Origin of the sequence: Aerococcus viridans, from assembly GCF_001543285.1 — a bacterium.
Taxonomy (GTDB): Bacteria; Bacillota; Bacilli; order Lactobacillales; family Aerococcaceae; genus Aerococcus; species Aerococcus viridans.
In genome coordinates, this window is sequence record NZ_CP014164.1 from 1,260,863 (window position 1) to 1,284,493 (window position 23,631).

General features: G+C 38.6%; 22 protein-coding genes. 11 read left to right on the forward strand and 11 right to left on the reverse strand.

From position 1 onward, the window contains the following. Nucleotides 1-20: 20 nt before the first annotated feature. The 4 genes from AWM76_RS06040 to comGA are packed head-to-tail and all read right to left on the reverse strand — an operon-like array spanning nucleotide 21 to nucleotide 2,877. Nucleotides 21-470 (reverse strand): prepilin-type N-terminal cleavage/methylation domain-containing protein, encoded by a 450-nt coding sequence (locus tag AWM76_RS06040; protein ID WP_003142398.1) that lies wholly within the window; start codon nucleotides 468-470, stop codon nucleotides 21-23. 39 nt (nucleotides 471-509) lie between these two features. Further along, nucleotides 510-827 carry a competence type IV pilus major pilin ComGC gene (comGC, locus tag AWM76_RS06045; RefSeq protein ID WP_003142399.1) on the reverse strand — a complete coding sequence of 106 codons (318 nt, stop codon included), beginning with the start codon at nucleotides 825-827 and terminating at the stop codon, nucleotides 510-512. 12 nt (nucleotides 828-839) lie between these two features. Next, entirely contained in the window at nucleotides 840-1,919 is a 1,080-nt protein-coding gene (gene comGB / locus AWM76_RS06050) for a competence type IV pilus assembly protein ComGB (RefSeq protein ID WP_003142400.1), read from the reverse strand. Further along, nucleotides 1,858-2,877, reverse strand: coding sequence for a competence type IV pilus ATPase ComGA (comGA, locus tag AWM76_RS06055; protein ID WP_235585546.1), 1,020 nt, complete (start codon nucleotides 2,875-2,877; stop codon nucleotides 1,858-1,860). The genes comGB and comGA overlap by 62 nt, the downstream gene beginning before the upstream one ends. Before the next feature lie 224 nt (nucleotides 2,878-3,101). Here comGA and AWM76_RS06060 point away from each other — a divergent pair, with 224 nt between their 5' ends. Genes AWM76_RS06060 through AWM76_RS06100 form a run of 9 tightly spaced genes read left to right on the forward strand, consistent with a single transcriptional unit; the run spans nucleotide 3,102 to nucleotide 11,606 of the window. Next, nucleotides 3,102-3,431: a hypothetical protein gene (locus tag AWM76_RS06060; RefSeq protein ID WP_003142402.1), complete on the forward strand. Its 330-nt coding sequence runs from the start codon at nucleotides 3,102-3,104 to the stop codon at nucleotides 3,429-3,431. Next, on the forward strand, nucleotides 3,418-4,461 hold the full coding sequence (locus AWM76_RS06065; RefSeq protein ID WP_003142403.1) for a V0D/AC39 family V-type ATPase subunit: 1,044 nt from the start codon (nucleotides 3,418-3,420) through the stop codon (nucleotides 4,459-4,461). The genes AWM76_RS06060 and AWM76_RS06065 overlap by 14 nt, the downstream gene beginning before the upstream one ends. Beyond that, nucleotides 4,458-6,413: a V-type ATP synthase subunit I gene (locus AWM76_RS06070; protein ID WP_003142404.1), complete on the forward strand. Its 1,956-nt coding sequence runs from the start codon at nucleotides 4,458-4,460 to the stop codon at nucleotides 6,411-6,413. Before AWM76_RS06065 ends, AWM76_RS06070 begins: the two co-directional genes overlap by 4 nt. Nucleotides 6,414-6,415: 2 nt before the next feature. Further along, nucleotides 6,416-6,859 (forward strand): ATP synthase subunit C, encoded by a 444-nt coding sequence (locus tag AWM76_RS06075; RefSeq protein ID WP_003142405.1) that lies wholly within the window; start codon nucleotides 6,416-6,418, stop codon nucleotides 6,857-6,859. Further along, nucleotides 6,859-7,164, forward strand: coding sequence for a V-type ATP synthase subunit F (locus AWM76_RS06080; protein WP_003142406.1), 306 nt, complete (start codon nucleotides 6,859-6,861; stop codon nucleotides 7,162-7,164). The genes AWM76_RS06075 and AWM76_RS06080 overlap by 1 nt, the downstream gene beginning before the upstream one ends. Before the next feature lie 17 nt (nucleotides 7,165-7,181). After that, a complete protein-coding gene (locus AWM76_RS06085) occupies nucleotides 7,182-7,769 on the forward strand; it encodes a V-type ATP synthase subunit E (RefSeq protein ID WP_003142407.1) in 588 nt (195 codons plus the stop codon). 1 nt (nucleotide 7,770) lies between these two features. Then, nucleotides 7,771-9,537: a V-type ATP synthase subunit A gene (locus AWM76_RS06090; protein ID WP_039935478.1), complete on the forward strand. Its 1,767-nt coding sequence runs from the start codon at nucleotides 7,771-7,773 to the stop codon at nucleotides 9,535-9,537. Between the two features lie 12 nt (nucleotides 9,538-9,549). Continuing rightward, complete coding sequence (locus AWM76_RS06095; RefSeq protein WP_003142409.1) at nucleotides 9,550-10,971, forward strand: V-type ATP synthase subunit B; 1,422 nt, start codon at nucleotides 9,550-9,552, stop codon at nucleotides 10,969-10,971. 14 nt (nucleotides 10,972-10,985) lie between these two features. Beyond that, nucleotides 10,986-11,606, forward strand: a complete 621-nt coding sequence (locus AWM76_RS06100) for a V-type ATP synthase subunit D (RefSeq protein ID WP_003142410.1) — start codon at nucleotides 10,986-10,988, stop codon at nucleotides 11,604-11,606. A 130-nt stretch (nucleotides 11,607-11,736) separates the two neighbouring features. Here AWM76_RS06100 and AWM76_RS06105 read toward each other — a convergent pair whose 3' ends face one another. Both AWM76_RS06105 and AWM76_RS06110 read right to left on the reverse strand, forming a co-directional pair. Beyond that, on the reverse strand, nucleotides 11,737-12,468 hold the full coding sequence (locus AWM76_RS06105) for a YebC/PmpR family DNA-binding transcriptional regulator (protein ID WP_003142412.1): 732 nt from the start codon (nucleotides 12,466-12,468) through the stop codon (nucleotides 11,737-11,739). A gap of 72 nt (nucleotides 12,469-12,540) precedes the next feature. Next, on the reverse strand, nucleotides 12,541-13,446 hold the full coding sequence (locus AWM76_RS06110; RefSeq protein WP_039935482.1) for a diacylglycerol/lipid kinase family protein: 906 nt from the start codon (nucleotides 13,444-13,446) through the stop codon (nucleotides 12,541-12,543). A gap of 229 nt (nucleotides 13,447-13,675) precedes the next feature. Here AWM76_RS06110 and AWM76_RS06115 point away from each other — a divergent pair, with 229 nt between their 5' ends. Further along, nucleotides 13,676-16,207, forward strand: a complete 2,532-nt coding sequence (locus AWM76_RS06115) for a transglycosylase domain-containing protein (RefSeq protein ID WP_003142415.1) — start codon at nucleotides 13,676-13,678, stop codon at nucleotides 16,205-16,207. A 414-nt stretch (nucleotides 16,208-16,621) separates the two neighbouring features. On the opposite strand, the gene AWM76_RS06120 is transcribed toward AWM76_RS06115, so the two are convergent. Continuing rightward, nucleotides 16,622-17,770 carry a zinc-dependent alcohol dehydrogenase gene (locus AWM76_RS06120; RefSeq protein ID WP_003142416.1) on the reverse strand — a complete coding sequence of 383 codons (1,149 nt, stop codon included), beginning with the start codon at nucleotides 17,768-17,770 and terminating at the stop codon, nucleotides 16,622-16,624. 382 nt (nucleotides 17,771-18,152) lie between these two features. On the opposite strand from AWM76_RS06120, the gene AWM76_RS06125 reads away from it, so the two are divergent. Further along, nucleotides 18,153-18,974: an aminotransferase class IV gene (locus AWM76_RS06125; RefSeq protein ID WP_039935484.1), complete on the forward strand. Its 822-nt coding sequence runs from the start codon at nucleotides 18,153-18,155 to the stop codon at nucleotides 18,972-18,974. Nucleotides 18,975-19,325: 351 nt separating this feature from the next. Here the strand turns inward: AWM76_RS06125 and AWM76_RS06130 are convergent, their stop codons facing one another. From AWM76_RS06130 to AWM76_RS06145, 4 genes are all read right to left on the reverse strand, one after another. After that, nucleotides 19,326-20,156 (reverse strand): aldo/keto reductase, encoded by an 831-nt coding sequence (locus tag AWM76_RS06130; RefSeq protein ID WP_003142419.1) that lies wholly within the window; start codon nucleotides 20,154-20,156, stop codon nucleotides 19,326-19,328. Nucleotides 20,157-20,280: 124 nt separating this feature from the next. Continuing rightward, nucleotides 20,281-21,639 (reverse strand): PFL family protein, encoded by a 1,359-nt coding sequence (locus tag AWM76_RS06135; protein WP_003142421.1) that lies wholly within the window; start codon nucleotides 21,637-21,639, stop codon nucleotides 20,281-20,283. Nucleotides 21,640-21,660: 21 nt separating this feature from the next. Next, nucleotides 21,661-21,924: an ACT domain-containing protein gene (locus tag AWM76_RS06140; protein ID WP_003142422.1), complete on the reverse strand. Its 264-nt coding sequence runs from the start codon at nucleotides 21,922-21,924 to the stop codon at nucleotides 21,661-21,663. Nucleotides 21,925-22,213: 289 nt separating this feature from the next. Next, complete coding sequence (locus tag AWM76_RS06145; protein ID WP_003142424.1) at nucleotides 22,214-23,590, reverse strand: CapA family protein; 1,377 nt, start codon at nucleotides 23,588-23,590, stop codon at nucleotides 22,214-22,216. Between the last annotated feature and the right edge of the window lie 41 nt (nucleotides 23,591-23,631).

A 23,631-nucleotide genomic window follows, 5' to 3' on the forward strand; every position in this document is an offset into this window, starting at 1 on the left:
TCCCCTTTTTACTATTGGAATTATGGATCAATTGGCTTTTTTTCTTCAATAACGTAACGCCCCCCAGAAAATTGATAAACAATTGCATAATCCTTCGTTGGTGTTCTTAAGGTTATCGTTTGTGGCCCAACAGTTCCTGACGTAGAAAATTCAAATCTCTTATAATGGACAAACTTAGATTCTTTTGGAAATACAAACGTCGTATCTACCGGTGAAGGTCGTAATAGATCAGCTCGAAATTCTACTGTATTACCTGAAAAAGTCACAAAATGTATTCCTTTCCTAACTATTGTCATTTTATGCACGTATTCAAAGTGTTGCATGACATTACGCATCATTACTTTTGATTCATAGCGGATAATAGCATCTTTTGCATATGGGACCGCAAGTATTAATGATAATGACAGCGCAAATAAAACAAGTATCATTTCCAGAAGAGTAAATCCCGACTTCTTTTTATGTTTTTTCATCAAAATCTACTCCTCTTAAAATGATGACGTTAATAATTCCTAAGGGGTAACAGTTTGTGTTGGAATAGCATTATATTTTTTTAATTGATCATTGGTGATATAACCTTCGTTTGCTAGTACTTCCGCCGTGACACTTTCTTCATCATGTTCTAGTAAATATAATTCCATCTGCGTTTCAACCGTTTCAACTAAAGCAGCGTTAGTTTTAGACTCTACATTTTTTGTTTGCTCGGACATGTTTGGTATAATTAGCAGTAACAAGGCTGCCACAATAAATAAGACCAGAACCATTTCTATAAGCGTAAAACCTTCTTTTCTACGACACTTTTGAATGAACTTAACCAACATTTCTTTCATGATAATTCCCCCTTAGATTGTTTCTAGCATCGTTAACATTGGTAACATTAAAATTAAGTAGACCATGACCACACAGATTGCGACACTCAAAAACAAAATGGATTGGGCTATTTTTATCTGTTGGTCAATCGTTTGATACAAAAGTCTTAGAACCCTCTGACTATATAACCTTGTCTTAATCGCCAATTGATTTAACAATTCTCCCTGAATAACTATTGCTGGAAATTCACGGGTGAACACATCGGCAGCTGTTAAACTATCTGCAAATGACACTCCTTGATAATATCTTTCGTCTAAGTACTCACCGAAAGCTTGTAAGAATGCAACTTCATCTTGTTTAATTAGCGACTCAGTGATTTGCCGTACTGAATAACCTATTTTAAATAGTTGGCTAAATTCGTAAGCAAAAAACTGGGTGTAATATAATCTAAATAATTTTCCAACCACTGGTAATTTGACATATAACCTTGCCCTTACTAATGGGTTAGTCCGCTTCTTCCATATAAGATAGATGATGAGTATAACTAACAACAAAATTGAGAACCCTATCATTATCCAATGCAGCTTTTGCAAGAAAATCAATAAATAGCTCAGTAATCCCTGTCCCTCACCCACTGACATAGAAGCTAATTGTGGCAAAAGAAATATGCGCAAGCCAAATAACATGCCAATCATCAACACAATTAAAGCAATTGGATAAAGCATAACCCCTTTTAGCTTTCGCATCTGTTGATCACGTTCTTGAATGTACTTGGCAATCGTTTCTAGCCCTAAGCCAAAATTGCCATAAGCTTCTGCCACTTGAATTTGATAAGCTACATTACCCTTAATTTTCATTTCATGTATAACTTGATAAAAATACTGACCAGCTGAGAAACCGGTCGCCATTTTGCCAAAAGTCACTTCTTGCTTAGGAAAAATAGTCTTTAAAAAAGAAAATATTTCAAGCATAGGAAACCCTTCTTGAAGCATTTCTGCGATGTATAAAAGTACAGTCGCCTGTAGTTGCGGTTGCCAAGTGCTAGTAATTTCAGTTTTCGCTAATTGTTTCCAGTTGATATTCTTCCATGCTGGACTGGGTGATGTAGCCATGATCATAAGCCTCCTTTAATAGTCGATTTAGTGATTTAAAATCATTTGGATAGCTTTGATTTAAAATGAAACTACTCAGCTGGTCACCCTGTAGTAACTCAAATAAGGCTAATTTCTCAGTCGCAACAATTTCTGGATCAGTGATACGAGGCACCAACCTTTGGGCAACGACTAATAGCAAGGTCTGGACCAATTGTTCGTTTGTGATGCCTAATTCTTTCAAGCGTCCAATTACACCAAAAGTATTTTTAGCATGAACGGTGGCTAAAACTAGATGACCAGTCAGTGATGCGCGAATCACCATTTTCGCTGTTTCTTCACTTCTGATTTCGCCAATTAGAATGATATCCGGATGGTGACGCAAACTAGCGGTCAGCAAACGGTCATAAGTAATATCCGCCTTTTCATTGACTTCTGTTTGTAAGAAAGTAGGTTCTTTAATTTCAATGGGCTCTTCTATTGTAATAATTTGACTGGCTTTTTCTTGATAGGTATTCCTTAACAGTTGGTAAATGGTCGTTGTTTTCCCTGAAGAAACTGGGCCCGAAAATATGATCAAACCACTTTTGCGCTTCATATATTTGTTCAGGGTGTCATAAGCTGCTTGATTCAAGTGATTGGATTTAAAATCACTGGTCACCTTATCATGGAAAACACGGATGACTAATGATTCATGCATGAGATAATTAGAGATTGACGATAATCGTAATTCGATTTTGTCGTCTCCCAAGTCATAGACAATAGCACCATCTTGGGGCATACGTTTCTCCCCTACGTCCATATTAGCCATATACTTTAATAACCGAATCAACTGACTCCCTTTTTCAAATTCAAGAGTTTCCTGCAATATCAATTGGTATCCGTCTCTTAGAAAAACATGATACTGCTGTCCCTCTGGTAGAATGTGGATATCATCGGACCGTTTTAATATCGCCATCGAAATCATACTGTCTATCATTTCTTTCAACCTATCACCTCCATTTATTTTCAGGTCATATAATTTATACGAAGAATTCTTATAAAATCGCTTACGAAATAAAAATAATATGCAAAAAAAAGCGCATCTCAAAATTTTGCGCACTTTTGCATGATAGGCCCCCGTTTTAATTTTGAAAATTTTCTGAAATGATATACTTTAAGCTAGGCCGCTAAATTGGTACTACAAAAAGGGAGGGAACTGCAATGGATGACATCGTAAATCGTTTATATCAAATTGAAAATACGGCTAAAGATGCGGAGAATACGGTTCAAGATCAAAAAATGAGCATTAAAAGATCATTTGACGATAAGAAACGTGATTTTTTACAAGCGGCTAATGATGCTTATGCTAAAAAAATCGAAACAACAAGAGAATCGTTTAGTTCTGAGGACTATGAAACTTCTCATAATCTTACTGCCAAATTTTCCCGTAAAATGCAACGCATTCAAGATATTCTTGACAATGAACACGGTCTTTATGTAGACGAGTTCATGGAAAAAGTAACAAAGCTTGGAGTCGATGAAATTGGATAACTATACTGCTATAGACACAAAAATTCATGGTATGCGAAAGCATTTATTGACCAGTGAGAAAATCGAGGCTCATGGGAATATTCGTACATTAAATGAATTGTACGCATTAATCACCGAAAATCCTTCTTACAAAAAGGCAGCAGACGTTCTAAAAACTGATGTCTCTTCGCGAGAAGATATTGAGTTGATGCTTAATTACGGCAATTTCTTTGAGTTTTTAAAATTATATCGTTTTTCCTCTTTGCAACAACGCGCTTTCCTTAAACGATATGCAATGTTTTTTGAGGCTTGGTTTATCAAACACACCTTAAGAACCGTCGTAAATCGTGGTGAAACAACCGTTATCATGAGCCCAGTCACCCATTATCTCGATGATAATCGCGGATTCAAAACGACAGATTTGATCATGGCAACTGATGTAAAAACAGTTGTGGATGCACTTGCTGACACCATTTACGGACCTTTTTTCCAACAATATAGTAACTTATTTAGTCAAAATGACTACGAGCGCTATGAATTCGAAATTGCCTTTGACCAATTTGTCATTCAACAAATTTGGCAAGGAGGTAAAAAATATCTAACCGGTGAGTCATTAACAGGTTTTAAAAAACTATTCGGCGCCCGCTTTGATATCTTAAATATTTTTACAATTTATCGTTTGAAATTCCTCTACCAATTAAGCGATAACGAAGTCACATCTGCTTTAGTAGTCGGGAAGTATCGTTTGAATGACGAGTATATCGATCGATTATTGCAAGCACCTGATATTCGAAACTTCGAAATCACGGTTGCTGAGCTTGGTTATGGTGACATTTTTGAACATTTATCGACAGATGAATCCCTACAAAAATATGAGGAAGAATTCTTAAGAGCCTTACAACGTCATCTTGCGACTAGAGCACCGAGATCAATGTATGCAATTATCAATTATTTAGAGGATAGCCGTCATGCTTTATTGATGTTAGAAGAATTAACCGAACGAATTACATATAAAAACATTTCACCTATAGAAAGGAGTTTAAATCAATGATAACCGAAATGCGCTTAGTCAATATTACCGGTCCTCGTGACGATATTGACCGGATGGCGGATCGTTATTTGACCCACTACCCTATCCATTTAGAAAATGCGTTGAAGGAGTTGTCAGAGATTCGAACACTTCGTCCCTATACAAGTCCAAACCCTTATGAACCTTGGGAAGAACGAATTGATAACTTATTAGACTACACAAACGTTGAGCATGGTAAAGACATTCATTTGGACAAACCCATGACCTTTGATCAAGCAAAAGCTTTAGTGAACGAAGTTGAAGAAAGTTTACAACATGAACGAGAAGCCATTACTAAAGTGCAAGCAGCACATGATGAAGCAAATGAAAACTTGTTAATGTTTAGACCCTTCCAATCGATTGACTTCAACTTAGATAAAATTTACGAAATGAACCACATTAAATTCCGTTTCGGTCGTTTCACTCGTGAAAACTACCGTAAGTTCGAAAAATATGTGGACTCAATGGTTCCGGCCATCTTTGTGAAGAGTGAAGAAACTGAAAAATACGTTTACGGGGTCTACTTTACACCAGATGAAGCGCGCCAACGTGTTGATGCCCTTCTATTCTCACTAGCTTGGGAACGGATTTACCTTCCTGAAGAAAGTGGTAGCTTCCGTGAAATTACCCATAAATACCAAAACCTAGTGGAAGATACTGAAAGCCAGTTAATCCAATTGAAACGTAAAATGCGTGCTTTGGTAACGCCAGTTGCACCTAATTTATTAGCTGCTAAAAGTCGTTTGATGGATTTATCTCAAGCCTTTGGTGTTCGTAAATTTGCAGCAATTACCCGTGAGGAATTCGCGCAAAAAGAAACACGTTACTTATTAATCGGTTGGATGGCTCAATCTGATGCGCAAAAATTCAGCGATGAAGTGAAAAACGATCCAAACGTGACTATGTATATCGAAGATGAAGATGACAACAGTCATTTGAATCCACCTACAAAAATGAAGAACAATTTCCTAATCCGCCCTTTTGAGTTACTAACCAAAATGTACGGCGTTCCAAACTACCGTGAAATTGATCCAACAGCGATTGTAGGTATTTCTTACTCCCTTCTTTTTGGTGCCATGTTCGGAGACGTGGGTCAGGGATTCATTCTATTTCTTGTAGGGCTTGTCGGATTCTTCAACAAGAAATTACGCCCTATCGGTATGTTAGCGCCAATTGGATTAAGTTCAACTATCTTTGGTTTCCTTTACGGATCAATCTTTGGATTTGAAGATGTTATCCATGCATTATGGCTACCTCCTATGACACACATGACAGACATTCCCTTCTTCGGAAGCTTAAATACAGTATTTATCGTAGCAGTCGCCTTTGGTATGTTCATGATCCTCGCAACAATGATTGTCAACATCGTGCAACGCTTTAATGCCGGAGAAAAATGGGAAGCTATTCTTGATAAGAACGGTATTGCCGGATTCATTTTCTACTTTGTATTGGTAGCTATGTTAATCCTTTACATGTCTGGACACACAATTCCAGCAATTGGCATCTTAATCGCTATCCTAGCTTTAGCATTAATCACGATTGCCTTTAAGGAAGAAATCATTCGCAAGTTGGAAAACCATAAAGAGAAAAATGGTGACAACATTGTGATTCAAGCATTAACAATCTTCTTTGAAACATTTGAAACCCTATTAACTTACTTCTCTAACTCAATTTCATTCGTCCGTGTGGGTGCGTTCGCTATTTCCCATGGTGCAATGATGAGTGTGGTATTAATGTTTGCAGGTGCTGAAAATAGTGGCAACATCAACTGGTTGGTCATTATCTTAGGTAACTTGTTTGTAATTGGTTTTGAAGGATTAGTCGTGGCAATTCAAGTTTTACGTCTTGAATTTTATGAAATCTTCAGTCACTTCTATCGTGGCGATGGTATTGAATTTAAAAATATTTGGATTAAAGATTTAAGGAGAAAATAAAAATGACAACAGAATTATTAATTAAACTGACAATGGTTGCAACTTTCGTATTGGGTTTTGTTTTACCATTTGGTTACTTCTACACAGGCAAAAAAACAAGAAATCGTTACAAAAAATCATTAACTACTAACTTAGTATTCGTTGTAGCTGGTATCTTAATTGCTATCGTATTAGCTTACAACCCAGAAGTTGCTTTAGCATCAACTGATGCTGCTGCAGAAACTGCTGGTTTAGCAACAGGTCTGGGTTACATCGCTGCTGCCTTATCAATTGGTTTATCATGTGTTGGTGGTGGTATCGCCGTTGCCTCTGCAGCTTCAGCTGCCCTAGGTGCTATTTCAGAAGATGGTTCAATCTTCGGTCGTTCATTAATCTTCGTTGGTCTTGCTGAAGGGGTTGCCCTTTACGGTTTGATCATCTCATTCATGATTTTAGGTCAACTATAATGAAAGCTTACGTAATCTGTGATAACTTAGACACTTTGACTGGATTGCGATTAGTAGGTATTGAAGGTGAAATTGTAAAGCCTGCGGAATTTGAACCTGCCTTTAAACGTGCAATAGCAGATAAAGGTATTGGCATTCTTTATCTTTCGCCTTCTCTAATTGAAAGCAATCAAGACCTTGTAAATGATGTTCGCTTTAACCAAGCAACACCACTTATCACTTCAGTCTTAGGTGCAAATGAATATCAAAATGCGACCAATACCATTGCTGAAACAATTCAACATGCAATCGGTATCCAATTATAGAATGGGAGTTTTAAGCAATGGATTTAGAAGATAAATTTGCTTATTTTGAAACGCAAGTCAACCAACAAGCGCAAGATATTATTGACGAACAAGTCAATCAATACCAAGCAACTTTGCAAAAAGACTATGATGAATTTGTGAAAAATACAAATCAAGAGTTTGATGCAAAATTTGCCAACGCCAAAAAAAATATGCGTAAAGAGTTGAATAAAAACACTTCTCAAAGTCAAATTCACTTACAACGTGACTTGTACTTACTAGAAGAAAAGTTGAGAAAAACGCTATTCGCTGAATTCAACAGTGCGATTCAAAATTACATGCAAACAGATGAATACCGCAACCAATTAGTTGTGATGATTAATAACTTAAAAGACTATGCAGAAAAAAATCGTGAAGAGTTGGTTGTTTACATCAACCATTCAGATCAAGGTATGATTGAAACTTTATTAGAAGAAACAAATGCAAATATTCAAATTTCAGACCGTGAGTTTTTGGGTGGCGTTCGTGGCGTCTTGAAAGACCGTCAAGTATTAATTGACTACTCTTTCTCTACCCTATTAGAAAACGTTGAAGATAGCTTTACTATCAAGGAGGTTGATGACTAGAATGGCAAACGAAAATTTAATTTATTCAATTTCGGGCCCAATCGTTAAAATAGCTGGTCCAACCGACTTATCCATGCAAGAAATGGTCCACGTTGGGGAAGACAAATTAGTTGGGGAAGTTATTTCTATCAATGAAAAAGAAACCACTATCCAAGTGTACGAAGAAACCGCGGGTATCCGTCCTGGAGAACGCGTTTACGGTACAACAATGCCGATTAAAGTACAGTTAGGCCCTGGTCTAATCAATAATATATATGATGGTATTGAACGTCCTTTAGTTGAAATTGAAAAACAATCCGGATACATGATCAAACGTGGTGTACAAGTAGATTCGCTTGATAAATCAACCTTATGGCATGTGAAACCAGTTGTTGAAGTCGGTGACCAAGTTTCTGGTGGTGAAATTATTGCCGAAATTCCAGAATCTAACGCCGTTACCCATAAAGTTTTGTTACCACCTACAACTGTTGGTGAAGTCGTAGAAGTCGTTGCTGAGGGTGACTATACTATCGAAGATATCTTGGTTAAAGTTCGTCGCTTCAACGGTGACATTGATGAAATCAAAGCTTATCAAGAATGGCCAATCCGGCAAGCACGACCTGTTGCTTCTCGTTTCGAGTCAACTACACCACTTGTAACTGGTCAACGGATTATCGACTCTGTCTTCCCTATCGCTAAAGGTGGTACTGCTGCGATTCCTGGTGGTTTTGGTACTGGGAAAACAACTATGCAACATCAGATTGCCAAATATGCTGATGCAGATGTGATTGTCTACATTGGCTGTGGTGAACGTGGTAACGAAATGACCGAAGTACTTGAAGACTTCTCAAAATTGATTGACCCTCGTTCAAATGCGCCTTTGATGGAACGTACAGTTTTAATTGCCAACACTTCCAACATGCCGGTAGCAGCTCGTGAAGCCTCTATTTATACAGGTTTAACAATCGCTGAATACTACCGTGATATGGGTTATGACGTAGCGATCATGGCCGATTCAACATCTCGTTGGGCGGAAGCTTTACGTGAGTTATCTGGTCGTCTTGAAGAAATGCCAGCTGAAGAAGGTTTCCCAGCATACCTAGCTAGCCGTATCGCAACTTTCTATGAACGGGCTGGTTACATGCGTAACTTAAACCAATCTGAAGGTTCAGTATCGATCATCGGTGCTGTGTCTCCTCAAGGTGGGGACTTCTCTGAACCAGTTACCCAAAATACAAAACGTTTCGTACGTTGTTTCTGGGGGCTAGATTCAGAACTTGCCCATAAACGCCACTACCCTGCTATTAACTGGATGAACTCTTATAGTCAGTACGTGGATGATTTAGGTGCTTGGTATACTGCCAACGTTTCTGAAAAATTCTTAGCTAACCGGGCTGAAATGATGGCTCTTTTACATGAAGAAGACCAATTAATGGAAGTTGTAAAACTAATCGGTTCTGATGTACTACCTGACCACCAAAAATTAGTCTTACAAACTGCTCGTGTTTTCCGTGAAGGTTTCTTACAACAAAATACCTTCCATAAGGTAGACTCAGCGGTGCCAATGGCTAAACAAGAAAAAATGATAGAAGTTATTTTATACTTACATCACCGTGCGAAGTCATTGGTCCAATGGGGTATGCCGATGTCATATCTAAATAAATCAAACATTTTCACTGATGTAATCAACATGAAGTATACAACCTCAAATGACAACTTAACTGATTTCGATCACTACTTTGAGGATATCGATACATTCTATGAAAATGCTATGCAAGAGAACGGTTAAGGGGGAATAATAATGGCAATAGAATATCTAGGATTAAATTCCATTAATGGCCCTCTAGTAGTTGTAGACGGTGTTAGAGGTGCTGCATATAACGATATCGTACGCTTTCGCGTGAATGGCAACGAAGAAAAATTAGGTCAAATTATTACAATGGAAGGCGAAAAAGCCATCATTCAAGTATTTGACTCAACTACTTCTATGTCTCTAGACAATACACATATACAATTTACTGGCCACGGTTTAGAAATCGAACTTGCACCTGAAATTCAAGGGCGTGTGTTTGATGGAATCGGTCGACCAATTGATAATTTAGGACCAATCCATTCTGGCATTAAGCGTGATGTTAATGGTGCACCACTGAACCCTGTATCTCGTGTTTACCCACGTGACTATATTGAAACTGGGTTCTCAGCCATTGACGGATTAATGACGTTAATTCGTGGTCAAAAATTACCTATCTTCTCTGGTGATGGTATGAGTCATAACCAAGTAGCCGCTCAAATCGTTAAACAAGCTAAATTGGGTGAAGATTCTGACGAAGAATTCGCTGTTGTATTTGCTGCTATGGGTGTAAAACATGATATTGCCGACTACTTCCGTCGTTCATTTGAAGAGTCCGGTGCCATGGACCACGTAACCATGTTCGTGAACACCGCTGACGATCCCGTTATGGAACGTCTAATTACCCCTCGTGTGGCCTTAACTACAGCTGAATACTTGGCTTATGATTTAGGTAAACATGTGTTAGTTATCTTAACAGATATGACTTCTTTTGCTGAGGCCTTACGTGAAGTGTCATCAGCAAAACAAGAAATCCCTTCTCGTAAAGGTTACCCAGGTTACCTTTACTCTGAATTGGCAACTATTTATGAACGTGCGGGTATCGTTAAAGGTAAGCCAGGTTCAGTAACGCAAATTCCTATTTTGACCATGCCTAACGATGATATCACGCACCCTATCCCTGACCTTACTGGTTATATAACTGAAGGACAAATCGTATTGGACCGTGTGATTGAAGGAAAAAACGTTTATCCACCAGTTGGGATTCTACCATCCCTATCTCGTTTGATGAAAGATGGTATTGGTGAAGGGTTTACCCGTGAAGACCACTCTGACGTAGCTAACCAATTATTCGCTTCTTATTCTGGGGCCAACGAGGCTAAATCTTTAGCTTCTGTTATCGGGGAAGAAGAGTTATCGGATATTGATAAACTTTACCTTAAATTTGGTGAATTATTCGAACAAAAATTTGTAGGTCAAAGCCAAGATGAAACAAGAAGCATCCAAGAGACATTGGACTTAGGTTGGCAATTATTAGGTATTTTCCCGCGTGAGGAATTGACCCGTATGGATACTGAAGTCCTTGATAAATACTACAAAAACACAGCTGATGAGGTATTAAACCAACAAACAACTGACAAACCCCTAGTATAAGGTGGTGAAAATTAATGGATATTAATAACACCCCTACCAAGGGGAACTTAATGCAGATTCAAAAGACATTAGATCTTTCGCGAAACGGTTACCTATTGATGGACCGGAAACGGATTATCTTGATGAATGAGTTGATTGATTTGCTGAATAAGGCTTCTGGCTTACAAGATGACCTTAAAAAGGCTTATGAGTTGGCTTATCATAAATTGACAATTGCTGCTTATGAAAATGGTATTTTAAGTGTACATGATGCATCAACTAACGTAGATGTTGAAGACGATATCCAATTAAAAGTACGTAGTGTCATGGGTTCAGAGGTGCCAGAAATTAATTACAAACCCCGACCTATGAAGCCCGCTTACTCATTCTATGACAATACAGTAGCTATTGATGAAGCAAGGATTGCCTTTCGTCGGGTAAAAGAATTGTTGATTCAAATTGCTGAAGTTGAGAATGCGGCTTATCGTTTAGCGAACAACATGCAGAAAACGCAAAAACGTGTAAATGCCCTTCAAAACGTGACCATTCCTCAATTGGAGGGTGCACAAAAATCTATTTCTTCAGCCCTTGAAGAGAAAGAACGTGAAGAATTTACCCGTCTTAAAGTGGTTAAACGTATCTTAAACAGCAAGTAGTAAAAAGATAAAGACGACCTATGTAAGCTGGTTTCGCGCCAGTGTACTTAGGTCGTCTTTTTGATTATATAAAAAGTGTTGGCGGAAGTTTCTTTCGAACCTCTACCAACACTATTTGTATTGAATAACTTTATTCAGCTAATTCTGTATTGTAATGTACGTTTTGTACATCATCGTCGTCTTCTAATAAGTCGATCAAGTTTTCAAGTTGGCTGGCTTTATCTTCAGGTAGTTCTAACATTGTTTTAGCTACCATTGTGATTTCAGCCTGTGCTAATTTGAATCCTTGCGCTTCTAAGGCGTCGCGAACATCAGTGAAGTCAGAAGCTTCTGTAGAAATTTCAAATACTTCATCTGAAGTTGTCATGTCTTCCCCACCAGCTTCGATTACGTTCATTAACATTTCATCTTCGTCAAGGTCTAAACCTTCACGCTCAATCACGATGTAACCTTGACGGTCAAACATGTAAGCAACTGAACCTGATTCACCTAATGAACCACCGTTTTTGTTAAAGATAGTACGTATATTGGTTAACGTACGGTTGGTATTATCAGTTAAGGTTTCAACTAAAATAGCAATACCGCCTGGTCCATAACCTTCGTACGTGATTTCATCGTAGTCTTCACCAGCAGTGTTACTTGAACCTTTTTCAATCGCACGGTTTACATTGTCGTTAGGCATGTTCGCTGCTTTTGCTTTATCCATAACCAAACGTAAAGATGGGTTTGATTCTGGATCAGGTCCACCCGCTTTCGTTGCTACATAAATTTCACGAGAAAGTTTTTGGAATACTTTCGCTCGTTTAGCATCGGTTGCACCTTTTTTGTTTTTGATTTTACTCCATTTATTATGTCCAGACACGACATATACCCTCTTTCCTGTAATTTTTCACTAGGTTATTATATCAAAGTATTGACATCATAGCAATGAAGCCTATTTATTAGGTACCATTACTTCCACATGTGATGGTAAGACTTCGATAGCAATTGGTAGCGCTGGACCAACCTCACCGTCAATATTTACTTTCACTTCATCAGCGTCTTCAGTAACGACAGAGATAGCTACTTTTTTAACGTTATACGTAATCATGTTATTGGCTTCAGAGATATACCCGCCGTTTAATTCTTGTAACATACTCGGTAATGCAGCAAATAGATTTTCATCCTTTAAGGTCATGATATGTAATAAGCCATCATCTGGAGTTGCGTTAGCAATCATATTTTCAAATGATCCTACACTGTTTGTTAAGGCAACCACTAGTACTTTGGTTGAGATTTCGATTTCTTTATCGTCGTCTAAGACTAAGTTGTAGGTGTATTGGTTATCGTTTAATACAGCTCTCATTGAGTCACGCACGTAGGCGAAGAAACCAAATTTTGATTTATCTTCACTTGATGTTTCCATTACGGCTGTTGGAATTGATCCAATAGCGGCCACGTTGCAGAAGTATTGGTCGTTTATTTTAGCGATATCAATTTTTCGTGTCTTGAAGTTAGCTAAGTCTTTAGCTGCTTCTTGAGGTTTTAGGCTAATTCCTAAAGCTCGAGCTAGATCGTTGGCTGTCCCAAGTGGAATAAGACCAAATTTAATGGTTGAATCTGTTTCAGCGATTCCTGAAATCCCTTCGTTAACAGTTCCATCACCACCAACGACGACAACAGCTTCATACCCTTCGTCGCTTGCTTCACGAGCCCATTTTTTGGCGTCGCCCTCTCCTTCAGTGAACTTTGTTTCGACATCGTCGAAGGAAGCAGACAGCGCTTTTTCTAAATCACTTTGAATTTCTTTCCCCGTCCCCTTACCTGATGATGGGTTAATAATCAACCTTACTTTAGACATATTCGCTACCTCCATGTACTTTGTGTTACCTTCATTTTACTAGACCGTTGGCGAATTAGCTATATTTAGCCCTAGATTATTTTGAATACGAATGAAAGCGAGCTAGATCAATTTTACATTCATTTTACAGAGTTGAATTCACATAGCATGTATACAATTGTTTTGATATAATTAAGAGCAAATCAGGCTATTTTTACAATAAAATTTGTTATAGAAAAGTGTGTGTATAGTGAAGAAAAACAATGAAGAAAAGAAAAAAATTGGGAATGGGCTGTCTGGGACTGAAAAAGTGATGTTCTATGTGAATGTGGCTTTTAAATCCTTGGCTAAAACATTTCTAGTCTTATTACTTATGCTCTTTCTTGGTGGGACATTGGGTCTTGGATTAGGATCAGGCTATTTCATTGGTTTGGTGGAAGATATGCCAATCCCCACTGAAGAGGAACTTTCTAATGCGGTGGAGAATGCCGGTGAGATTTCGACCATGACTTATAGTGATGATACTGAAATTTCTAGTATTCGCGCTGACTTGGTTCGTGAAAATACTAAACTAGAAAATGTTAGTCCATATATTATTAATGGTTTAGTAGCTACAGAAGATGAGAACTTCTTCGAACATGATGGTGTGGTACCGTCAGCCATTATCCGTGCAGGTGCTTCAACCTTCCTTGGTGTGGGAGGGACTTCCGGTGGTTCAACCATTACCCAACAGTTGATCAAGCAAAAATTATTAACCAATGAAGTGTCTTTTGAACGTAAGGCAAAGGAAATTTTGCTAGCGATGCGGTTAGAAAACCACTATTCAAAAGAGCAGATTCTGCAAGGTTACTTGAATGAATCGCCATATGGCCGTAATCATAAAGGGGAAAATATTGCAGGGATTGAAACTGCAGCCCAAGGGATTTTCGGTGTATCAGCGAGTGAAGTTACTTTAGCACAAGCAGCCTTTTTAGTGGGTATTCCGCAAAACCCATATACTTATACCCCCTTCTTGCAATCCGGTGAATTAAACGATGCTGAATATTTAGAAGATGGCATTATCCGTTCGCATGAAGTCTTACAACGGATGCGGTTAACCAACTATATTACTGAAGAAGAATATCAACAAGCGATTCATTATGATATTACCCAAGACTTCTTAAGTGCGGGAACTAGCGAAGAAGTACCAGATGAACGTAATTCATACATCTATCAAGCGGTTGAACTTGAAACCATTGATATCTTGATGGAACAAAAAGTAGCGGCTGATGGACTGACTATGGCTGATGTTAACGCGAATGATCAGTTATACAACCAATATTATGCTGAGGCGGAAAATCAAATGCGTAACGGTGGTTTAACCATTAAAGCAACAGTCGATCCTGATATTTACGAAACAATGAACTCAACCGTTCAAGAATTTTCTGCTTCATTTGGTACCACCTATTATTCAGAATCAACAGATGAAAATGGTGACCCCATTGAAGTTGTAGAACCTGTTCAAAATGGAACGGTTTTACTAGATAACGACACGGGCCAAGTCCTTGGTTTTGTTGGGGGGATAGACTTTGATACGAGTCAAGTTGACCACGCCTTTAGATCTCGTCGTTCACCTGGTTCATCATTCAAACCGCTCTTGACTTACGGTCCAGCCCTGCAAGAACAAATTGCTGGCGCAAATACCATGCTAGCGGATACTTATACTCGTATCGTAGAACCAGATGGGGACGTTTATGAACCAACCAACTTTGGGACTACTATTTCAAATGACTTTGTTACTGCTCGCTATGCCCTTTCAACGTCTATGAATAACCCGACACTGGCCTTATATAATGAGTTATTAAACCAAGGCGTCGATATTCAATCTTATGCATATAAGATGGGGTTAAAGGATGCGGTTTCAACTGATGAATTCAATAACTTAGCCCTATCACTAGGTGGGACAACTACTGGTCCAACTGTATTAGAAAACGCGGCAGCCTTTGCGACTTTTGCAAATGGTGGTGTTTACGTTGAACCTTACCTAATCGAAACTATTACAGATTCCAATGGTAACGTGGTTTACCAACATCAAACGCAAAAAGAACGCGTCTTTGATGAAGATGTAGCCTATGTAATTGCTGATATCTTAAAGGATGCGACAAGTACAGGTGCTATGGCTTCTTATAAAGCGCAAATGGACAGTGATTTAGACTGGTTCATGAAGACTGGTACTTCAGAACAATTTAAAGATTTGTGGGCAAACGGGTCGACACCTAATGTAACCCTTACTTCTTGGATTGGTTATGATAACATCACGCAAACTCGTGACCTATATAGCCAAGCTGAAAATGCAGTATATGGTACGCCAGCTCAACGGTCATTACGTTACTGGACAACCTTAGGTAACCGACTAAACTACTACTACCCGAACACAATGGGTTCTGGTGAAGTTTTAGAAGAACCTGAAGGCGTTCACGAGGAAACAGTTGTGACGGAAACTGGTACGAAATCTGGTAGCTTTGAAGGACCGTATGATACAAGTTATACAATCCCTTCATCAGCAGCAACCAACACTGAATTGTTTACCGCGGCTATGGATCCAGAACAACCAAGCTTTATCTTTGGTATCGGTGGTTCGATGGATGACTACATGAACAAACTTGAAAGCTTCCGTTCTAAGACAAATGCTACTGTAAACGCTAAGGTTCAAGAAGTATTAGAATCCTTTAAACTACGTAGTGCAGAAAATGAACAACGCCGTCAAGAACTTGAAGAAGATAACATTGAACAAGATGGTTAGAAAAATAAAAAGGATGGCGCTAGGGAACAAAGCCGTCTCCTAACAAAGGAACCCTTCAACTCATTCTAAATTAGAAAGAGTTGAAGGGTTTTTATCCTTCTAAAAAACGTTAATATGGCTGTATCTGAATAAGTTTTTAGAAACATCATAAGGTATTGAAGAAATTATTAATCATTTGGGGGGAAGAACTGATAGAATTTGAAGTTACAATGAAAGTAGAAACGACGATTCCAAAAGGGCATTTTGTACACAAGCGAAGTCGTCGTACTGTAAAGAAACATCGCATAAATGTCTGAATGATTTCTTATCGCACAAATCCGTTAAAAAAAATGCGACGAAACAATCACCTTTTATGATTATCTCATCGCATTTTTTATTTTTAGAGCTAGTTATTTCCTAGCACCAATCATTCTTCTAAGACATACCTGGTTTCAATACTACCTTAATGTTGTTATCAGCTTTTTTGTCAAAAATATCATATGCTTCAGCAGCTCGTTCCAAAGGCATTGTATGTGTAATGATATCCGATGGGTCAAATTCCCCTTTTTCAATCATGTCATAGATTTTCGGCATCAAGTGGATAACCGGTGCTTGTCCCATTTTAATATTCACATTACGCGTAAAGAAATCTTGGAACGGGAAATTCGTTGCTGGAGTCATGTAAACCCCAGTTACCATTAATGTACCAAATTTCTTCACAGCTTCACTTGCCGTCTGTATCGGTGAGTAGGAACCGCTTTGCGGGGTAAGAATTTCTTTAGTTTTTTCTTTTATTGGCGTGACACCATCCATTCCTACACAATCAATTACTACCTCAGCACCGCCCTTAGTCATTTCATATAATTCACTACCAACTTGGGATACATCTGAAAAATAAACGGTCTCTACGCCGTTCATTTTTTTCGCATGCTGCAAACGATGGTCGACGTTATCTACGGCAATTACACGTTTAGCACCTTTCATTTTGGCAAATTTTTGTACAAATAATCCGATAGGGCCAGAACCCAATACGATTACTGTATCTCCTGGTTTCATACCACTATGTTCTACACTCCAATATGCTGTTGGCAGTACATCTGATAGAAATAATACCTTTTCATCCGGAAGATTATTTTCTGGCACAACAAAAGAAGTAAAATCTGCAAATGGGACACGTAAGTATTCAGCTTGTCCTCCTGGGTGATTTCCATTCATTTTACCAAAACCGAACAATCCACCTTGGTCAAACATTGGATTAGGGTTGGAATTGTCACATTGACTTTCCATATGATGAGCACAGAAATGACACTCTCCACAACCAATGTTGAAAGGGATAACTACTCGGTCGCCTTTTTTCACTTTCGTCACTGCAGAACCAACTTCTTCTACAATGCCCATAGGTTCATGCCCTACTACATAGTCTTCTTCCATAACCGGTTTCCCGTTATGATATAAATGCAAGTCAGAACCGCAAATAGCTGTTGCTGTAATGCGAATGATCATATCAGTGGGTTCTTCAATGGTTGGATCCGGAACTGTTTTGACTTCCATTTTTTCGTTTCCTTGCCATGTTACTGCGCGCATAGAATCTCTCCTTCTTACAAAAGTGATAGTTTCGTTTCAGCTATGGTGTGAGTTTATCATCTTGTTTTATATAAGTCAAAAGTTATGTAATCGTTTACGTTTGAAAACTTCTTTATTGTCGTACCACTTTAAGCTTTGTCTTATACCTTTTCTCATAAACAACAAGTGGTTTCTACTACTAAAACTATCATAAAAAACCTTCTCCCAGAACGTATTTTGTATAGAATATCCCAACCACCCTATTGGATAAAGTCTATCTATTCAACTATTAAAAAACAATGCTGTCTTCATTTAGAAAAAGTGATAAACTTATCTAAAATAAACCATCAACACGCTCCTGAATAAATTAAACACCATGATCAAATAAAAGGGGATGAAAAATATGGAATATGTTGAACAAAATTTTTACTATCATAATGATAAAATACAATCTACCGACAACCTGCATCCGTTTGAAAAATTAACAGGAAAAAATGTGTATGAAGTGATTCGCGTTAGAGAGGGCATACCGCTGTTTTTAGAAGATCATTTGCGCCGATTCAGAGCGTTTGCTGGATCTGTAGGTCTTCCTTTAACAGATTCAGATGATATTTTAATCAATCGTTTATACCAGCTTATTGATAAGAATGGTGCCTTTGATCAAAATATCAAATTGATATGGAATAAAGATATGGGTTTACTGGCTTTCTTCACTAAAAGTCCTTATCCGCCTGCGCGCTATTATCAAACTGGCATTAAAACAACTTTGTTGAATTTGGAAAGAGAAGATCCGAATATCAAGATCCAACGTGAAGCGTATCAAAAAACTGTACTAGCGGAACGAGAAAAAACGGGTTCATATGAAGTGCTTTTAGTCGACCACGAAGGTAACGTCACAGAAGGCAGTCGTTCAAATCTATTTATTGTTAAAGGGGAGAAACTCTATACTCCCCCAGCTAAAAATGTTCTTTTAGGTATTGTCCGTTCTAAAATTGTAGCTATTTGCCAACAGCAGCAAATTGATATCATTGAACAAAATATTCCAGTAACTGAATTAAATACTATCGATGGCGCTTTTATATCAGGAACGGGTAATGATGTATTGCCTATAGCTTCCATCGATTCCTTCAAATTAGCGTCGGTAAAAAGTCCGGTCATTTCATCAATTATGCACGAATACGATCGTTTAGTGAAGGAGTACATTGCCTCTAAAAAAGACATTTAAAATAAGATTTGCAAAACAAGATAGTCTCCCAACAAAGAAACCCTTCAACTCATCCTAAACTAGAGAGTTAAAGGGTTTTTATTCTTTTAAAAAGCCTAATGAGTCAAATATCTTAAACGATAAGTGAAACACAAAAATTTAATAAGTGACCCTCCATCTATCAAAATTATGACAACATAGAATAGTTATCTACGCTAAAAGCAAAATTAACGTGGAAATAATTTTTGTCCGAAATCAATCAAAACAAAAACCGCAACGAAAAAATCATATTTATCATTAATTCATCACCATTTTTATTTCTAGCGCTAGGTATTCCCTGGCTTCATTTTTTTATGAAGGATGACAAGCAGGTTATTCAATAATGATTGCATCTAAAGTTGCCATATCAGCTTCAGAAATTTCAAAATCTAATTCAGCATTGGCAAGAATGTATTCTTCGTGAACTGATTTTGGTAGAATGATGTGACCTTTTTGCAAAGGATAACGGTAGCATAACTGCGGTACGGATACACCGTACTTATCTGCAATCGCCTTAATATCTTCGTTGCCTAATAAGCGACCTGTACCTAATGATGAATAAGCTTCAACGATGATGTCGTTAGCTTCACAATAAGATACAATATCGTCTTGCGTATAGCCGATGTGGTACTTGATTTGGTTTACAACAGGTTTAATATTTGTGTTTTCAATTAAGTGTTGTAAGTCGTCTGCGTTAAAGTTTGAAACCCCGATTGCACGGACTAAGCCTTTATCATACAATTCCTCTAAAGCTCGCCATACTTGGATATTTTCTTCATAGAAGCTTGGACGTTTGTCATCAGTTCTTGAGAAAAAGCGCCATGGCGTCGGACAGTGTACTAACAATAAATCAATATAATCAGTGTCTAAATCTTTTAATTCTTGGTAGAAGTTGTCCATAGCCGCTTCATAAGTTTTCGATTCCCCGCGAACCTTAGTTGTGATGAAGATATCTTCACGGTTAACGCCAGAAGATTTAATCCCTTCACCAATCCCTTTAGCGTTTCCGTAAGCATGGGCACCGTCAATGTGTTTGTAGCCATTGTCTAGAGCAAAACGAACTGAGCTCACTGCCTCAGCGGTCGGTGTTTGCCAAGTCCCTAATGCGATTTGTGGGACTTCTACCCCATTATTTAAGGTTAATGTTTGATTTAATAAATTCATGTAATTTCCCCTTAATACGTATTCAGTTTACACTGTACCTACATTATAATTGGAAAATTTTAGACCACCAAATAAAAGCTCTTACCTCGTGATAAGATAAGAGCTTTAGCTTTAAAAAATTATTTTAGTTTTTAAGTGATTGAATTGGCGCTGGAATACGACCACCACGGTTGATAAAGGTATTTGGAGAAGTTCTATTGACTTGCATAACAGAAGCTTCACCAAACAAACCACCAAAGTTCAAGACTTCATCATCACGACGACCGATAGCTGGAATTACTCGAACAGCTGTTGTTTTAGAATTGATCATCCCAATGGCTGCTTCATCAGCAATAATCGCTGAAATAATTTCAGGCGTTGTATCACCAGGTATGACGATCATATCTAAACCAACTGAACATACTGCCGTCATAGACATTAAAGTTTCAAGATTTAAAGTACCGTTAGCAGCAGCAGCAATCATCCCTGCATCCTCACTAACTGGAATGAAGGCACCTGATAAACCACCAACATTTGATGATGCCATGATACCACCTTTTTTAACTGCATCATTAAGCATAGCTAGAGTCGCTACTGATCCATGGGCACCTACTTGATCTAAACCAATTTCTTCTAGGATATGAGCTACAGAATCACCAACAGCTGGCGTAGGCGCTAATGACAAGTCTACGATACCAAAGGGTACACCAAGCATGTTAGAGGCTTCTGTACCTACTAATTGGCCCATACGAGTGACTTTGAAAGCTGTTTGTTTAATCGTATCTGCCACTGTTTCAAGAGATGCATCTTTTGGCAATTCTGCAAGTGCATTGCGGACAACACCTGGTCCAGAAACCCCAACGTTGATCACAACATCCGGCTCCCCTTGACCGTGGAAGGCACCGGCCATAAATGGATTGTCTTCAACTGCATTACAAAAGACGACTATCTTAGAGGCCCCCATGCTTTCGTTTTCTTGGGTTAATTCAGCTGCTTTACGGACAACTTCACCCATGATTTTAACAGCATCCATGTTGATTCCTGCACGTGTTGACCCAATATTAACGGATGAACAAACGTGGTCTGTTTCAGCCATGGCTTGGGGAATTGATTCGATTAAAGCTCGGTCCCCAGCAGAAAATCCTTTATGCACTAAGGCTGTATACCCACCGATATAATTGACACCAACTGCATTGGCTGCCTTATCTAAGATATGGGCGTATTTTAACGGGTCACCACCTGAAGCCGCTAATAATTGCGAAATTGGCGTTACAGCAATACGCTTATTAACGATTGGTATCCCGTATTTCTCTTCAATTTCTTCACCAGTTTTTACCAAGTCTTTGGCAACTGTAGTGATTTTATCGTATACCTTTTGGCAGGCACGGTCGATATCTGGATCTGCACAGTCAATCAGTGAAATCCCCATTGTAATTGTTCGAATATCTAAATTGTTGTCTTTAATCATCGAAACTGTTTCAATGATATTATTCATTTCTAGCATGTTTGTTTCTCCTCAACTGACTTAAATTTTATGCATGGCATTAAAAATATCTTCGTGCATTACATAAACTTCCATCGCAGTTAATGCATCTTTAATTTCTTTTTTAAAGTCCTCAAATTCAACGCTTAAACCATCAATATTGACGATCATCACCATGGTAAAAAGGTCTTGCATGATAGATTGCTCAACATCTACAATATTTGCGTTTAATTCAGCACATTTAGTGGCTGCTTTCGCTAAAATACCAACCTTATCCTTACCAATTACTGTAATTACTGCTTGCATATTATCCCATCCTTCAATTGATTTATCCCCGTATTTAATGCAAATCCAACTGACAACTTAAATAAGTTCCTTGTTTTATCTTTTGCCAAGTACAGTTGTCTCTTGAACAAAATAAACAAAATCTCATCCTATTATAATCTATGCCATTTGAAAACAAAATCAAAAGATGACATTCTCACAAAAAAGCTGACATTTTAAGAGGAATTCGATACAAAATCAATCACTTATTGCATTTTACTAAATTCATTCTAGTAAAGGTACAGTCAGGCTCACGCTTATTAGCAATCCTCTACCTACTGCTATTATTCGTAATCAACGCCTCTGTCCAGGCAGTCTCCAAATAATCCTCATAGATAAAATCTTCTGTATAAGTCATCATCCGGTCATGGATAGTCTCAACCCAAGCCGCTTGATCATTATCTTGTCCCTTATACACTGCTAGTGGGACACTTTCATATGAAGTCTCATTAGCTGTTCCTGAGAAATAAGTCGGCATGAACTTCCCGGCGCTCACTTGAACTTCACCGTTCTCATCACGCTCAAAAGTCACCTCATGAATGCCCCCAAGTTTATTATCATCCGCAACTTGACCAGTCATAAATGAAGCTTGCGAATAAATCACATATGTATCCTTGTCATTCAACCAATTCACGGGCTGTAAATCATGTGGGTGTCCACCAATCACCAATTTTACACCAGCATCTGCCAAGGCCTGGGTTACAGCGATTTGTTCACCATCCGGCAAAGTCCCGTATTCAGTCCCCAAATGTAAGGATACAACAACCGCATCCACTTGGTCATTCAATGCCGCTACGTCTTCAAGCATCACTGGTAAATCCGCATAGTTAACCACCCACGGCTCATCTTCAGGCGGAACCATGCCGTTGGTCCCATAAGTATAAGCCAGAAAGCCCAACTTAATCCCATTTTTCTCGACAATCCTTGCCGTGTCATGGTCTTCTTGACTACGAAAAGCCCCGTAATACATGAGCCCAGCCTCATCCAAATAATCCATAGTGATGTAGGCTCCGTCCGCAAAGTGGTCCAGCGTATGGTTGGTCGCAGTTGATACACCGTCAATACCAGCCCGCTTCAAAGACCCCAGAATGGACGATGGCATATTAAAATTCGGATAAGTCGCCACCGGCAATTCAGGATAGGCCGCAGGAATCTCCAGGTTGGCCACTGTAAAATCTGCATAAGATGTAAATGGCGCAATTTTAGCAATCATAGGGTCAAAATTATAGTCCGAAACTCCCAAATCAACTGCCGTTTCCCCACTATTCGAACCATAAGCAATCAAATTGTCTCCAGTTAGAGCACCCACATCCTGTAGTGAAGCCGTTTGATCCGCAAACACCTCCGCTGCCGTATCCGCAGTTGCCGTCACCTCCGAATGAATCAAAACATCACCAACCGACCGCAAGACAAACGTTCCATCCTCACCCTGCCACTGGTCCTCAGTTTCCTTAGTCGGCAGATTTGACAAAAAAGACGGCACTTGTATGGCTGGCGTATCCTTACCCGCTTGTTCATCCCCATTTTCATTGGCGTTATTTGGTGAAACAATCCCATTGTAGGCAAGTGCAATGCCCACTAGACAGGTTAGTCCAATAGCTATCATCATCAGTAATATTCGGTTACCCTGGCTTAATTTATTCTTCATCTAAATCCAACACCTTCCCAATTCATTATATTAATGATAAT

Coding starts and splice junctions, on each gene's coding strand:
- AWM76_RS06040 (WP_003142398.1), bottom strand. CDS start 470: ATGAAAAAACATAAAAAGAAGTCGGGATTTACTCTTCTGGAAATGATA.
- comGC (WP_003142399.1), bottom strand. CDS start 827: ATGAAAGAAATGTTGGTTAAGTTCATTCAAAAGTGTCGTAGAAAAGAA.
- comGB (WP_003142400.1), bottom strand. CDS start 1,919: ATGGCTACATCACCCAGTCCAGCATGGAAGAATATCAACTGGAAACAA.
- comGA (WP_235585546.1), bottom strand. CDS start 2,877: ATGATAGACAGTATGATTTCGATGGCGATATTAAAACGGTCCGATGAT.
- AWM76_RS06060 (WP_003142402.1), top strand. CDS start 3,102: ATGGATGACATCGTAAATCGTTTATATCAAATTGAAAATACGGCTAAA.
- AWM76_RS06065 (WP_003142403.1), top strand. CDS start 3,418: ATGAAATTGGATAACTATACTGCTATAGACACAAAAATTCATGGTATG.
- AWM76_RS06070 (WP_003142404.1), top strand. CDS start 4,458: ATGATAACCGAAATGCGCTTAGTCAATATTACCGGTCCTCGTGACGAT.
- AWM76_RS06075 (WP_003142405.1), top strand. CDS start 6,416: ATGACAACAGAATTATTAATTAAACTGACAATGGTTGCAACTTTCGTA.
- AWM76_RS06080 (WP_003142406.1), top strand. CDS start 6,859: ATGAAAGCTTACGTAATCTGTGATAACTTAGACACTTTGACTGGATTG.
- AWM76_RS06085 (WP_003142407.1), top strand. CDS start 7,182: ATGGATTTAGAAGATAAATTTGCTTATTTTGAAACGCAAGTCAACCAA.
- AWM76_RS06090 (WP_039935478.1), top strand. CDS start 7,771: ATGGCAAACGAAAATTTAATTTATTCAATTTCGGGCCCAATCGTTAAA.
- AWM76_RS06095 (WP_003142409.1), top strand. CDS start 9,550: ATGGCAATAGAATATCTAGGATTAAATTCCATTAATGGCCCTCTAGTA.
- AWM76_RS06100 (WP_003142410.1), top strand. CDS start 10,986: ATGGATATTAATAACACCCCTACCAAGGGGAACTTAATGCAGATTCAA.
- AWM76_RS06110 (WP_039935482.1), bottom strand. CDS start 13,446: ATGTCTAAAGTAAGGTTGATTATTAACCCATCATCAGGTAAGGGGACG.
- AWM76_RS06120 (WP_003142416.1), bottom strand. CDS start 17,770: ATGCGCGCAGTAACATGGCAAGGAAACGAAAAAATGGAAGTCAAAACA.
- AWM76_RS06125 (WP_039935484.1), top strand. CDS start 18,153: ATGGAATATGTTGAACAAAATTTTTACTATCATAATGATAAAATACAA.
- AWM76_RS06130 (WP_003142419.1), bottom strand. CDS start 20,156: ATGAATTTATTAAATCAAACATTAACCTTAAATAATGGGGTAGAAGTC.
- AWM76_RS06135 (WP_003142421.1), bottom strand. CDS start 21,639: ATGCTAGAAATGAATAATATCATTGAAACAGTTTCGATGATTAAAGAC.
- AWM76_RS06140 (WP_003142422.1), bottom strand. CDS start 21,924: ATGCAAGCAGTAATTACAGTAATTGGTAAGGATAAGGTTGGTATTTTA.
- AWM76_RS06145 (WP_003142424.1), bottom strand. CDS start 23,590: ATGAAGAATAAATTAAGCCAGGGTAACCGAATATTACTGATGATGATA.